General features: G+C 70.3%; 12 protein-coding genes. 10 read left to right on the top strand and 2 right to left on the bottom strand.

Translation table 11 applies throughout. The features are described 5' to 3' along the window. Positions 1-5 precede the first annotated feature (5 nt). From KOI35_RS28520 to KOI35_RS28490, 7 genes are all read left to right on the top strand, one after another. Complete coding sequence (locus KOI35_RS28520) at positions 6-1,325, top strand: rhamnulokinase (RefSeq protein WP_215791721.1); 1,320 nt, start codon at positions 6-8, stop codon at positions 1,323-1,325. 2 nt (positions 1,326-1,327) lie between these two features. Then, positions 1,328-2,062: a (Fe-S)-binding protein gene (locus KOI35_RS28515; protein WP_215792024.1), complete on the top strand. Its 735-nt coding sequence runs from the start codon at positions 1,328-1,330 to the stop codon at positions 2,060-2,062. Between the two features lie 76 nt (positions 2,063-2,138). After that, positions 2,139-3,548, top strand: a complete 1,410-nt coding sequence (locus KOI35_RS28510) for a lactate utilization protein B (RefSeq protein WP_215791720.1) — start codon at positions 2,139-2,141, stop codon at positions 3,546-3,548. After that, complete coding sequence (locus tag KOI35_RS28505; RefSeq protein WP_215791719.1) at positions 3,545-4,144, top strand: LutC/YkgG family protein; 600 nt, start codon at positions 3,545-3,547, stop codon at positions 4,142-4,144. Before KOI35_RS28510 ends, KOI35_RS28505 begins: the two co-directional genes overlap by 4 nt. Next, positions 4,141-5,574, top strand: a complete 1,434-nt coding sequence (locus KOI35_RS28500) for an L-fucose/L-arabinose isomerase family protein (protein ID WP_215791718.1) — start codon at positions 4,141-4,143, stop codon at positions 5,572-5,574. Before KOI35_RS28505 ends, KOI35_RS28500 begins: the two co-directional genes overlap by 4 nt. Before the next feature lie 27 nt (positions 5,575-5,601). After that, the gene (locus KOI35_RS28495) at positions 5,602-6,393 is read left to right on the top strand and encodes an SAM-dependent methyltransferase (RefSeq protein WP_215791717.1); all 792 of its coding nucleotides are present in this window, start codon (positions 5,602-5,604) and stop codon (positions 6,391-6,393) included. A 9-nt stretch (positions 6,394-6,402) separates the two neighbouring features. Next, a complete protein-coding gene (locus KOI35_RS28490; protein WP_308121189.1) occupies positions 6,403-6,966 on the top strand; it encodes a DUF1707 SHOCT-like domain-containing protein in 564 nt (187 codons plus the stop codon). Here the strand turns inward: KOI35_RS28490 and KOI35_RS28485 are convergent. Next, complete coding sequence (locus tag KOI35_RS28485; protein WP_308121188.1) at positions 6,959-7,660, bottom strand: LamG-like jellyroll fold domain-containing protein; 702 nt, start codon at positions 7,658-7,660, stop codon at positions 6,959-6,961. The two genes, KOI35_RS28490 and KOI35_RS28485, sit on opposite strands and share 8 nt — an antisense overlap. 4 nt (positions 7,661-7,664) lie before the next feature. Continuing rightward, positions 7,665-8,810, bottom strand: coding sequence for a hypothetical protein (locus KOI35_RS28480; RefSeq protein ID WP_215791716.1), 1,146 nt, complete (start codon positions 8,808-8,810; stop codon positions 7,665-7,667). Positions 8,811-8,889: 79 nt separating this feature from the next. On the opposite strand from KOI35_RS28480, the gene KOI35_RS28475 reads away from it, so the two are divergent. From KOI35_RS28475 to KOI35_RS28465, 3 genes are all read left to right on the top strand, one after another. Beyond that, positions 8,890-10,845, top strand: a complete 1,956-nt coding sequence (locus KOI35_RS28475) for a putative bifunctional diguanylate cyclase/phosphodiesterase (RefSeq protein ID WP_308121187.1) — start codon at positions 8,890-8,892, stop codon at positions 10,843-10,845. Then, positions 10,842-11,705 (top strand): ABC transporter substrate-binding protein, encoded by an 864-nt coding sequence (locus KOI35_RS28470; RefSeq protein WP_215791715.1) that lies wholly within the window; start codon positions 10,842-10,844, stop codon positions 11,703-11,705. Before KOI35_RS28475 ends, KOI35_RS28470 begins: the two co-directional genes overlap by 4 nt. 78 nt (positions 11,706-11,783) lie before the next feature. Further along, a complete protein-coding gene (locus KOI35_RS28465; RefSeq protein ID WP_215791714.1) occupies positions 11,784-13,277 on the top strand; it encodes a fibronectin type III domain-containing protein in 1,494 nt (497 codons plus the stop codon). The last annotated feature ends 46 nt before the right edge of the window (positions 13,278-13,323 follow it).

Below are 13,323 nucleotides of genomic sequence, written 5' to 3'. Positions count from 1 at the left end.
AGACGATGACGACTTTCGCCGCGGTCGACCTCGGCGCGTCGAGCGGGCGCGTCATGGTCGGCCGCGTCGGTGAGGGCCTGAGAGAGGCACACCGTTTCGCCAACGAGCCGGTAACGACGAACGGCACCCTGCACTGGGACATCCTCGCCCTCTATCGTGGCGTGCTCGAGGGTCTGCGAAAGGCGGGCCCGGTCGAGAGCATCGGCATCGACTCCTGGGCGGTCGATTACGGCCTGCTCGACGCGTCGGGCGCGCTGATCGGCAATCCGGTGCATTACCGCGACGCCCGCACCGAGAACGTGCAGCTCGACATTCCCGACGAAGACCTCTACGAGATCACCGGCCTGCAGAAGCTGCCGATCAACACGATCTATCAGCTCGCCGCCGCCCGTGGGACGCCGCAATTCGCGATCGCCCGGCAGATGCTGCTCATCCCCGATCTGCTGGCCTATTGGCTCACCGGCGAGGCCGGCGCCGAATACACGAACGCCTCGACGACCGGCCTGCTCGACGTGCGTACGCGGGAATGGTCTGCGCCCTTGATCGACGGCCTCACCATCGAGTTGCCTCCGATCCGGCAGCCCGGCGAAGTCATCGGCGAGCACGACGGCACAAAAGTGGTCGCGGTCGGATCGCACGACACGGCCTCCGCGGTGGTGGGGGTGCCGGCCGCCGACGAGCATTTCGCCTACATCTCGTGCGGCACCTGGTCGCTGGTCGGCCTGGAGCTGAACGAGCCGGTCCTCACCGCCGCGTCCCGGAAAGCCAACTTCACCAACGAGGGCGGCGTCGACGGCACGATCCGCTATCTGCGCAACGTGATGGGCCTGTGGCCGCTGCAGGAATGCATGCGCGAATGGGGTTCGCCGGACATCGGGGAACTGCTGCGCCAGGCGTCCCGCGAGAAGCCGGTGCTGATCGACCTCGACGATCCGGTTTTCATGCCGCCCGGCAACATGACCGGACGGGTGGCCAAAGCGGCCGGCCTGCCGTCGGACACCAGTCCCGCCAGATTGACCAGATGCATTGTGGACAGCCTCGCACTGGCGCACCGAAAGGCCGTCGAGCAGGCGCAGGAATTGTCCGGTCGGCACGTCGACGCGGTGCACATCGTCGGCGGCGGCGCCCGCAACGAGCTGCTGTGCCAGCTGACCGCGGACGCCTGCGGGCTGCCCGTGCTGGCCGGTCCGGTCGAGGCCACCGCGCTTGGCAACCTGCTGATCCAGGCCCGCGCGGCCGGCGTGATCGATGGCGATCTGGCGGCGCTGCGCTCGGTGCTGCGCCGGACCCAGCAGGTGATCCGCTACCTCCCCCGGGGCCGGTGACCGTGCGTATCGCCCTGTTCGCCACCTGCCTGGCCGACACGATGTTCCCGGCCGCCGCCCGCTCCACGGTCCAGCTGCTCGAACGGCTCGGCCACGAGGTCGTCTTCCCCGAGGCGCAGACCTGCTGCGGCCAGATGCACGTCAACACCGGATATCAAGATCAAGCCCGTTCCCTCGTACGCCGGTACGTGCGCACCTTCGAACCCCACGACCTCGTGGTGGCGCCGTCGGGCAGTTGCGTGGGCTCGATCCGGCACCAGCACGCGATGATCGCCGGCGACCCCACTTTGGCCGCGCGCGCCGAGGCGGTGGCGAGCCGCACGTACGAGCTGTCCGAGCTGCTGATCGATGTGCTGAAGATCGAGGACGTGGGCGCCTACTACCCGCATCGCGTCACCTATCACCCGACCTGCCACTCACTGCGCGTGCTGCGGGTCGGCGACCGCCCGTTGCGGCTGCTGCGCCAAGTGCGCGGCCTCGACCTGGTCGAACTACCCGCGGCCGAACAGTGCTGCGGTTTCGGCGGCACGTTCTCGGTCAAGAACGCCGACACATCAACCGCAATGCTGGCCGACAAGATTCAACACGTACTCGACACCGGCGCCGACGTCTGCGCCGCAGGCGACGCGTCCTGCCTGATGCACATCGGAGGCGGCCTGTCGCGCCTGCGGGTGGGTGTGAAAACGGTGCACTTGGCCGAGATCCTGGCGTCGACCGAGCTGGAGGCGAGGTTGTGAGTACTCACTCAACAGAGCCCGGCGGCCGAGATGTGAGTACTCACTTACCGAAACGAGTCGGGTGGAGGGCGAGGTTGTGAGTACTCACTCACCACGCGGAGTGGGGCATCTGCGCGGCGATCAGCCGTTCCCCGAAGCGGCCAAAGTGGCGCTCGCCAACCCGCAACTGCGGCGCAATCTGCAGCACGCCACGACGACGATCCGCGGCAAATCGGGCCGGGTGATTGCCGAACTGCCGGACTGGCAGGAGTTGCGGGCGGCGGGTTCGGCCCTCAAGGCGTACACGATGGGGAATTTGCCTCGCCTGCTCGAGCAACTGGAAGAGAAGGTGACCGCGGCGGGCGGGGTCGTGCATTGGGCGGCCGACGCCAACGAGGCCAACCGGATCGTCACCGACCTTGTCCACCAGACCGGCGAGACGCGGGTCATCAAGGTCAAGTCGATGGCCACGCAGGAGATCGGGCTCAACGAGGCGCTCGAAGCGGCCGGCATCACGCCGGTGGAGACTGATCTGGCCGAGCTCATCGTGCAGCTCGGGAAGGACAAGCCGTCGCACATTCTGGTGCCGGCCATTCACCGCAACCGGTCGGAGATCCGGGAGATCTTCCTGCGTGAGATGCCGGGCGTCGACCCCGAGCTGACCGATGAACCTACCGAGCTGGCCGCGGCCGCCCGGCGCTATCTGCGTGAGACGTTCCTGTCGACCAAGGTGGCGGTGTCGGGCGCGAACTTCGCGATCGCCGAGACGGGAACGCTGGCCGTGGTCGAGTCGGAGGGGAACGGCCGGATGTGCCTGACCCTGCCCGACACGCTGATCACCGTGATGGGCATCGAGAAGCTCGTCCCCGCGTGGACGGATCTCGAGGTGTTCCTGCAACTGCTGCCGCGGGCGTCGACCGGCGAGCGGATGAACCCGTACACCTCGATGTGGACCGGCGTGACCCCGGGTGACGGGCCGCAGAACTTCCATCTCGTGCTGCTCGACAACGGTCGCACGGCCGTGCTCGCCGACGAGGTGGGACGGTCGGCGCTGCACTGCATCCGCTGCTCGGCCTGCCTCAACGTGTGCCCGGTCTATGAGCGCACGGGCGGCCACGCCTACGGCTCGGTCTATCCCGGCCCGATCGGGGCGGTGCTCTCGCCGCAGCTCACCGGGATCAAGGACAACCCTTCCCTCCCGTACGCATCGTCGCTGTGCGGCGCCTGCTTCGACGCGTGCCCGGTGATGATCGACATCCCGTCCATCCTCGTGCATCTGCGAAATCAGGCACCCCACCCGCGTACGGAAAAAGCTGTCATGGCCGCCGCGGCGTACACGATGGACCGTCCGCGTCTCTATGCGCGGGCTCAGAAGGCTGCCCGCCTGTCGAAGTTGCTTGGGAAGCGGGGGAGGGGGCTGCCGCCGCCGCTGCACGGCTGGGCCGCCAGTCGTGATCTGCCGGAACCGCCGCCGGAGACGTTCCGGGACTGGTGGCGGGGCCGATGAGCAGCAAGAACCTGATCCTGCGCCGGATCCGGGAGGCTCTCGGCGGAGAACCGGCGGCCGTCGACGTGCCGCGTGACTACCGGCGCGGCCCGGCCCCGGTCGACCTCGATCTGCTGGTCGAGCGGCTGGTCGACTACAAGGCCGTCGTCCATCGCACGTCCGATATTCCGGGCACGATCCGCGGCATCGTCGGCAGCGGAACGGTCGTGGCGCCCCCGGGTCTGCCGGCCGAGTGGGTGCCGTCCGGGTCGGTACGGGACGACGATCTGTCCGCGGCCGATATCGCCGCCGCCGACGGAGTGGTGACGGCCGCCGCGGTCGCGATCGCCGAGACCGGCACGATCGTGCTCGACGCGTCCCCCGACCAGGGTCGCCGCATCCTCTCGCTGCTGCCCGACCTGCACATCTGCGTGCTGCACCCCGATCAGGTGGTCGCCACGGTGCCCGAGGCCGTCGCCCGGCTGTCCCCGGGCCGCCCGCTCACCTGGATCAGCGGCCCCTCCGCGACCAGCGACATCGAGCTCAACCGCGTCGAGGGGGTGCACGGCCCCCGCAATCTGCACATCGTCCTAGTCGAAGAAGAGGCGGCAGCATGATCCTCACCCCGAAACCCCGCCGCAAGATCCGCATCGGCCTGGTCGCCGGCGGTCTCGGCACCTACTGGCCCCAGTTCCCGCACCTGCTGCCCCAGCTGCAGGAGTCCGCCCGCTACGTCTCCGAGCGTTTCCAGGAGATGGACGCCGAGGTCACCGACGTCGGGTTCATCTCGGACGCGCAGGAGGGCGTGGCCGCCGCCGAGAAACTGCGCCAGGCCGACTGCGACCTGATCGTGCTGTTCCTGACCACCTATCTCACCTCGTCGATGGTGCTGCCGATCGCCCAGCGGGCCGGCAGTCCGGTGCTGGTCATCGACCTGCAACCGACCGAGAAGATGGATCACGCCGCGTTCGACACCGGTTCGTGGCTGGCCTATTGCGGGCAGTGCCCGGTGCCCGAGGTCGGCAACCTGTTCCGCCGGGCCGGCATCCCGTTCCGCTCGGTCACCGGCTGGCTGCGGCAGGAGTCGGCGTGGGCGCGCATCTCGCAGTGGATCACCGCTGCCCGCGTACGGGCGGCCCTGCGCAACGCCCGGCACGGCCTGATGGGCCACCTCTACCCGGGGATGCTGGACGTCTCCACCGACCTCACCCTGTTGCCCACTACGTTCGGGTCACATGTCGAGGTGCTCGAGTTCGACGATCTGCGCGAGCGCACCCTGGCCGTCACCGACGACGAGGTGGCCGAGCGGATGGAGCTCGCCCGCAAGATCTTCGTGCTGGACGAGTCGGTCAACGAAGACGACTTCGCGTGGGGCGCCCGGGTCTCGGTCGGCCTCGACCGGCTGGCCGACGACTTCGACCTGGACAGCCTGGCCTACTACCACCGCGGGCTGGCCGGTGAGCAGCACGAACGGCTCGGCGCGGGGATGATCCTGGGCGCGTCGTTGCTGACCGCGCGGGGCATTCCGGCCACCGGCGAGTACGAGCTACGGACGACCGTGGCCCAGCTCGCCACCCAGGTCGCGGGCGCGGGCGGGTCGTTCTGCGAGATCCAGGCGCTCAACTTCGAGGACAACGTGGTCGAGATGGGCCACGACGGACCGGCCCACCTGGCCGTCAGCGCGAAACAGCCGCTGCTGCGCGGTCTCGGCGTCTATCACGGCAAGCGGGGCTGGGGCGTCTCGGTCGAGTTCGACGTACGCCCGGGCCCGGTCACCCTGCTCGGCCTGGGTCAGGACCGGGACGGCTCGCTGTCGTTCATCGCGGCCGAGGGCACCGTGGTCGATGGGCCGCTGCTGGCGATCGGCAACACGACGAGCCGGGTCGACTTCGGCCGGGACCCGGGCGAGTGGGTCGACGACTGGAGTGCCTCGGGGGTCGGTCACCACTGGTCGCTCTCGCTCGGGCACCGGGCCGCCGACTACCGGGCCGCGGCCAGTCTGCTCGGCATCGAGTTTCGACAAGTGTCATCGCAGGGGCAGCGCTGAAGATCCACTGTGGATTACACTCCGACGATGGTCGATGAGACGAGGGTGCACTCGGCGCGGCGATACAACTACTGGCTCGGCGGCAAGGACAACTTCGCCGTCGACCGCGAGTCGGGCGACATGATCGCCGCCGCCCACCCCACGATCCGTACCACCGTCGTGGAAAACCGGGGCTTCCTCCGTCGCGCGGTCACCTTCCTCGCGGCGGAGGCCGGCATCCGCCAGTTCCTCGACATCGGCACCGGCCTGCCGACGGCGAACAACACGCACCAGGTGGCCCAGGGCATCGCCCCCGAGGCCCGCATCGTCTACGTCGACAACGACCCGATGGTGCTGACGCACGCCCGTGCCCTGCTCACCAGCACCCCCGAGGGCCGCACCGCCTATCTCGAGGCCGACCTGCGCGAGCCCGCCAAGATCCTGGCCGACCCGACGGTGCGCGAGGTGCTCGACTTCAGCCGGCCGATCGCGGTCATGCTCATCGCCGTGCTGCACTTCATCGAAGACACCGAGGAGGCCGCGGGCATCGTCCGCACGCTGGCCGAGGCGCTGCCGCCGGGCAGTCACATCGTGATCAGCAACGGCACCGGTGACTTCGCCGACGAGGCGACCAGGGCCCAGTTCGACGCCATGAAGGCCAGCGGCAAGCTCGACGCGTTCATCCGTACCGCCGACGAGGTCGCCCGGCTGGTCGACGGCCTCGAGGTGCTCGAGCCCGGCATCGTCCCGGTCAGCGACTGGCGGGCCGCCGACGAGCCGCAGCCCCGGCCCACTCCGGCCGAGGTCGCGGTCTACGGCCTGGTCGCCCGCAAGCGCTAGGGTCATGCCGTGACCACACCGATGCGGGTGCCGCCCTCCGAGCCCGAGCGGGAAAGGGTGGCCGAGCTGCTGCAGAAGGCGTGCGGCGACGGCCGGCTGACCCTCGAGCAGTTCAGCGTACGGGTCGGCCAGGTCTGGGCCGCCGAGGACGCCGACGAGCTGGCCCGGGTCACGGCCGACCTCGGTGCGGCACCGGTCGTCGGCTCGGCCAGCACGGTCGAGCGGGTCGTCACGGTCTTCAGCGAGAACAAGCGCCGCGGCCGGTGGCGGTTGCGCCTGCCCCAGCTCAAGGTGTTCACCATGTTCGGCTCGACCGAGCTCGACCTGCGCGAGGTGCTCACCGATCAAGACGTGATCGAGATCCGCGGCAGCTGCGCGTTCGGCGAGCTCAAGGTGATCGTGCCCGAGGGGGTCGAGGTCGACCTGACCGGCACGGTGGCCTTCTCGTCGCGCAACATGCACCTGGCCGCTGTCCCCCGGGTGGTCGGGACGCCCGAGGTCCGGGTCCACATCACGACCTGGTTCAGCAACGTCGAGGTGGTCAGCCGCCCCTACGCACTACCGCCTAGCTGATCTCGACCCAGACGTCGTCGAGCATCCCCTGGAACTGGTCGTTGTCGGTGAACGAGCCCTTCCCGCCGATGCTGAACGGGATGTGATTGCTGACCGACAGGCCGGCCGGCAGCGTGGCCCGGCCGCGGATCAGCCCGTCGACCAGGATGCTCAGGCGGGATCCGGTGCGGCGGCACTCGAGCACGTGCCAGCGGTCGTCGGCGACCCCGACGTTGCTGATCGCGGCGTGGATGGCCAGCCGCCGGTCGTCGACGAAGACGCAGCTGGGCCGCCCGGCGAGCCCGTCCACCTGCAGCTTGTACTGGCTGCCCCGGATCGAGTAGCCCTTCTGCATGATGTTCTCGCCCTTGGTCGTCTGGTCGGCGGCCAGCCGCACCGACGCCCCGTACCGGATCGGTCGTCGTCCCGGGTTGAGTTCGGCGGTGGTGGGCGCCCGCAACGCGATGCGCGGGCACGGCTCGTTGTGGCACGGCGTCGGGAAGACCAGGGCCTTGCCGCCGTTGTGCGGGACCGTGCCGAAGGCGCCCCCGTTGCGGCTCACCGGGCTCAGGTCGTGACCGTTCCCGGTGACGTCGGCCAGCACGAACGACCCGTCGAAGGTGTAGCGGACGGTATCCGTGGGAGCGGCCGCGGCCGAGGTGGCAGTACCGACGGCGAGCAGCATCAGTGCGCAGAGGGCGGAACGTCGTAGCACCGGATCACCCGAACGACGCGAAGCGCCTCTGGGCCCGGCCGCCGATCGTGGTGAAGTCGCCACCCGCGGCCACCGTCCCCCGATCCGGGTCGACCGCCAGCGCGCGGACCCCGGCCACCCCGTTGGCCTGCGGCGCCCACGAGCTGAGCGAGCCGTTCCGGTTGACCGCGGCCAGCTTGACCCGCGACACCGACTCGTCGTCGCATTCGCCGTTGTCCGCCTCGTCGCCGTCGGCGCAGGCCCGGTCGAAGTGCCCGCCGACGTAGGTGACGCCGTCGAGAACGGCGATGGCCTGGGCGTCGCCGTCGAACACCCGCGTCCACCGCGTCCGGCCGCTCGCCGAGAACGCCATGGCCCGTCCGCCCGCGCCGCCGATCGCCGCGTAGACGCCCGACGAGTCGGTGGCCAGCGCGTGCACGAGAGCCGGGGCCGACGCCCGGAAGCCCCGGTCGAGCTCCCCGTCGCTGCCGTTCACCGCGGTCAGCCGCCGGGCCGAGGTCTCGCCGTCGGCCCGGTGGAAAGAGCCACCCAGATAAACCCGATTTCCCCGTACGGCGAGAGCGTTCACCATTCCGTCGGTGGCCGGCGTCCAGTCGTCGTCGAGGTCGCCGCTCGCCAGGGCGAAGGCGGCCAGGTTGCTCCGGGCATCGCCGTCGACGTCCTGGATCGTCCCGCCCGCGTACAGCCGTCCGTTGCCGGTGGCCAGTGCGCGGACGCCCCCGTCGACGCTGTGCGCGAACTCCTCGACGTCGCCCGACCCCGCGTCGATCTTGGCCAGCTTGTCCCGGTCCGCGCCGTCGACCTCGTCGAAGTCGCCGCCCGCGTACACATAGCCGGGGACCACGGCCAGGGCCCGTACGGTGTCATCGGCCGAAGGCGCCCAGTCGAGCAGCTCGCCGGTGCGGCCCGAGAAGGCGGCCAGCCGGTTGCGGGTCACTGTGCGGCCCTCGATCGTCATGCGGGTGAAGGAGCCGCCCACATAAACGGTGTCGCCCCGATACGCGATCGCGTAGACCGAGCCGTTGAACGAGGGGGTCTGCCGGGTGGCGCTCGCACCGACCACGGCGAGGGCGGGCTGGCCGCCGGCGCACACCGCGAGGGCCGCGGCACCGGCGACGGCGGCGCGGCGTACATGCTGAGAGAAACGCACGCCGAGTCAACGCGCCACGCACCGAAAGGGTGCGCCGGTTTTCCTTTAACCGCCCCCGCGCGCGACCGATGAATGCGCCGTGTGGCGAGCCGGGAAGAACAGGTCGGGTGCGCGGACGAGTGCGCGTCTGTTCGCCGCCTATGCCGTGGCCAGCCTGGTGCCGATCGGCGCCCTGGGCGCGCTCATGGTGCACGGCACGACCGAGGACGCCGCACGCTGGGGCCGGGACCAGGGACGCGCCCAGGCCGCGGTGATCGCCGAGATGACGGTCGCGCCGGCCCTCGGCGGGGGCGACCTCAGTCAGGGCCTGACCGCGGAGCAGCGGGAACGCCTGCAGCACTCCACCGACCTGGCCATCTACAACGACTCCGTGCTGCGCCTGCGGGTCCGTGATTTCGCCGGCCGGGTGGTCTTCTCGGACGACGGCACGACCGCCGGTGGCGTCTCGATCACCGACCCCGCCTTCGTCTCGGCGTCGGCCGGGCAGACCGAGGCCAGCCTGCTCTCCGCCCCCGAACTGCCCGGCGGCCAGGTGATCCGGGTGCTGCAGCCGATCATGGCCAGCGCCACCGGGCAGTCCGTCGGGGTGCTCGAGCTGTATCTCCCGTACGCGCAGATCGCGGCCCGCCTGCACCAGCAGATGACACAGACCTACTGGCGTCTCGGCGGTGGCCTCGGCGTGCTCTATCTGGTGCTCGCCCTGATCTCGTGGTCGACCACCCGCTCGCTGCGCCGCTACGCCCAGCGTCAGGCCCACGAGGCGCTGCACGACGCGCTCACCGGCCTGCCCAACCGGGCCGCGTTCCACGAGCGGGCCCGCGAGGCCGTCGCGCAACCCGGTGAGCCGGGCGCGATCGTGCTGGTCGACCTCGACCGGTTCAAGGAAGTCAACGACACGCTCGGTCACCACGCCGGTGATGAGCTGCTCGGCGTCGTGGCCGGTCGGCTGCGGGACGGGCTGCGGCCGGCCGACACCCTGGCCCGGCTCGGTGGCGACGAGTTCGCGCTGATCCTGCCGCGCAGCGACGCCGGGACAGTGCGGAGGCTGCTCGACGAGCTGAGCGCCGCCCTCGCCCACGAGGTCGTGCTCGACGGCGTGCCGCTGAGCATCGAGGCCAGCTTCGGGGTCGCGCTCTATCCGGAGCACGGCCGCGACGTCGAGGAACTGCTGCGCCGGGCCGACGCCGCGATGTACCACGGCAAGCGCGGCGCGTCCGACATCGTCGTCTACGCCGGCGAGGAAATGGCGGCCCACTCCACCCAGTGGCTGGTCGTGCAGGCCGAGCTGCGGCACGCCCTGGCCCGCGACGAGCTCGTGCTGCACTACCAGCCCAAGGTCGACCTGCGCTCGGGCGAGGTGGCCTCGGTCGAGGCACTGGTGCGCTGGCAGCACCCGCAGCGCGGCCTGCTCCCGCCGTCCGAGTTCCTGCCCGCGGCCGAGCAGTCCGGCCTGATCGAGCCGCTGACCGCCTGGGTGCTGCGCCGGGCCTTGGCCGACCAGGCGCACTGGACGTCGACCGGCCGGTGCTGGTCGGTCTCGGTCAACGTGTCGGCCCGCAACCTCGAGAAGCCCGGTTTCGCCGAGTTCGTGGCCGGCCTGGTCGCCGAGTACGGCACCAGCCCCGGACAGCTGCTGCTCGAGGTGACCGAGACCGCGCTGGCGGCCGACGCCCGCCGGGCCGCGCAGACCGTGGTCGACCTCAGCTCCCGCGGGATCGGCATCTCGGTCGACGACTTCGGCACCGGGTTCACCGGCATGTCGCAGCTGCTCGGCCTGCCGATCGCCGAGGTCAAGATCGACCGTACGTTCGTCGCCGACGTGCTCGACTCCCCGCAGAGCCAGGCCATCGTCCGCGCGGTCATCGCGCTCGCCCACGGCCTGGGCAGCCGGGTCACCGCCGAGGGGGTCGAGACCGCCGACGTGGCCTACTGGCTGCGGCGGGCCGGCTGCGACGAGGCCCAGGGCTATCTGTACTCGCGCCCGGTTCCGTGGCTCGAGATTCCCATGTACGAGATCACCGGAGCCGCCTCGTGAAGCGTGCCCTGCTCGCCGCCCTGACGCTCGTCGCCGTGGCGGGATGTGCGGCCCCGTCCGACTCCGGGTCCGCGCCCGCCGCCGACGGGGGTATCGCGATCGATCAGGCACTGCACGACAGCCTGCCGGACCGGATCAAGGCGAGCGGGACGATCCGCTTCGTGACCGACGCCAGCTACGCACCGATGGAGGATTTCGCGGCCGACGGCCGCACCATCATCGGGTTCTCGCCCGACCTGGCCAGCGCGCTCGGCTCGGTGCTGGGGGTCAAGGCCGAACTGGTGCAGGGCAACTTCCACACCTCGCTCGACGACATCGCCGCGGGCACCTACGACGGCGTGCTGTCCTCGATGAACGACACCGCCGAACGACGGAAGAAGGCCGACTTCGTCGACTACTTCTCGGCCGGCACGGCGATCATCGTGCAGCGCGGCAATCCCAAGGGCGTCACCGGTTTCAAAGACCTGTGCGGGCTGGTCGTGGCCACCGAACGCGGCACCGTGCAGGCCGATCTGCTGCAGCGCTCCCAGCGGGGCTGCGCCGGCCACCCGATGACGATCGAGACCTTCACGACCAACGCAGACGCCCTGGTCGAGCTGCGTACCGGTCGCGCCTCGGCGGTGCTCAACGACTACCCGCCCGCGGCCTATCTGGCCACCGACGCCCGTACGAAGGCGTACTACCAGCTCGCCTCGACCGTGCAGTACGAGCCGGGGCTGTTCGGCATGGCGTTCGCCAAGGACGACCCGGCCCTGCGCGACGCCGTCCAGGCCGCCCTCGACCGGCTGATCGAGTCGGGTGTCTACACCGAACTGCTGCAACGCTGGGGCGTGAGCAGCGGGGCCATCGCCACCGGCTGAGTTGCTCTATTATTTCGCCCGTCATCTATATCGACGGGGGAAAACTGAATGTCGGTCTGGCGTAGCCATGCCCGCAGAATGATCACTACCGCCGCGGCGGTCTCTCTCCTCGGCGCCGGTGCGGTCGGGGGATTTCCGAACGCCGCGCTCGCGGCCGACCCGGACGCCCCGGTCATCGACACCAGCCGGCCGGCCTACGCGCACGTCGGCGACGCCTACGAGGCGCAGCTCGAAGGCCATGACCCGCAAGGGCAGACGATCACCTGGTCGTCGGCGAACCTGCCGGCCGGCCTCACGGTCAGCGCGTCCGGCTTGATCACCGGCGTGCCGACGGCGAAGAACCTCTACAAGGTCGACGTCGTCGCCACCGACCCGGACGGCAACAGCGCCACCAAGCAGCTCTATCTGGTGGTCAAGGGAGCGCCGGCCTTCATCGGCGACCCGCCCGGGCCGCAGACCTGGCACCTGAACCGGCCGGTCAGTCTGGTCGAGGACATCACCGACGGCGTCGACGTCGTCGACGATGAGCCGGAGGTCATGACGGTCGAGGTCACCGGCCTGCCCGCCGGTCTGACCTCGACCATCCAGCGGACCGGCTCGACCAACACCATCTTCGCCGTGACCGTGAGCGGCACCCCGACCACCGTGAGCAGCGGCACGATGGTCTACACGGCCGTCGACCCGGACGGCGACAGGCTGACGGTTCCCGTGCCCTGGACCGTGGGTGCGCCGCCCCCGCCCACGCAGCCGATCGGCGTCACCGTCACCGGCGGGAACGGCACCGCGACGGTGAAGTGGAACGGCACCTTCCCCGACAGCAACGGCACCGAGGTCTCCGGCTGGGTCGTGCGGGCCAACCCGGGCACCTCGCAGACCCTGCCCGCGTCGGCCCGCTCGGTGACGCTGACCGGGTTCGACGTCACCCGGTACTACCAGATCGGGGTGCGAGCGACCAGCGCCGACGGCGGCGAGGGGCCGGAAGAGATCATCTTTGTCACGCCGACCGAACTGACTCTGAGCCCGGCCACGCTGATCGCCGGCTACGCCAACCCGGTCGACTTCAGCGGCCAGATCGATGGTCTCGGCCCGGTCGCGGGCACCGAGGCCGCCCTCGAGCAGAAGCCGGCCGGGGCCACCACGTGGACCCGGGTCACCACGGTGAAGACGAACAGAGACGGCTGGTGGCACCACACGGTGAACCCGACCGTGAACACGCAGTATCGCGTGGTCTACGCGGGCGGCGACAAGATGTGGGCGGCCACCTCGGCGATCGCGACGATCACGGTGCGCTACGCGGTCACGGTCACGCCCAGCACCACGTCGACGACGGTGAACACGCCGGTCACGTTCAAGGGCACGATCCGCCCGGCGACGCCCGGGGTGGTCGCCTACCTGCAGCGCCTGACCAACGGTGAGTGGGTCACGATCCAGAGCACCACGCAGACGGCCGGTGGTGCGTACTCGATCAGCCGGGGCTTCCCCCGGGGCACGTGGAGCCTGCGGATGTACGCCAGCGGTGGCGGCAGCAACGGATACGGCTTCACCTCGGCCATCCGGCTCACGGTGAGCTAGACCGGTGTCGAAGTGGGGGCGTCCGGCCCCCACTTCGTCGCCTATG

Source organism: Paractinoplanes bogorensis, assembly GCF_018829635.1.
Lineage (GTDB): Bacteria > Actinomycetota > Actinomycetes > Mycobacteriales > Micromonosporaceae > Actinoplanes > Actinoplanes bogorensis.
Note: the sequence above shows the minus strand (reverse complement) of the source record. Positions and strands in the feature narration are given on the sequence as shown.

What these genes read in the sequence shown, in the direction of transcription:
- KOI35_RS28500 (WP_215791718.1), top strand. Translation starts at nt 4,141, where the DNA reads ATGATCCTCACCCCGAAACCCCGCCGCAAGATCCGCATCGGCCTGGTC.
- KOI35_RS28520 (WP_215791721.1), top strand. Translation starts at nt 6, where the DNA reads ATGACGACTTTCGCCGCGGTCGACCTCGGCGCGTCGAGCGGGCGCGTC.
- KOI35_RS28495 (WP_215791717.1), top strand. Translation starts at nt 5,602, where the DNA reads ATGGTCGATGAGACGAGGGTGCACTCGGCGCGGCGATACAACTACTGG.
- KOI35_RS28465 (WP_215791714.1), top strand. Translation starts at nt 11,784, where the DNA reads ATGATCACTACCGCCGCGGCGGTCTCTCTCCTCGGCGCCGGTGCGGTC.
- KOI35_RS28505 (WP_215791719.1), top strand. Translation starts at nt 3,545, where the DNA reads ATGAGCAGCAAGAACCTGATCCTGCGCCGGATCCGGGAGGCTCTCGGC.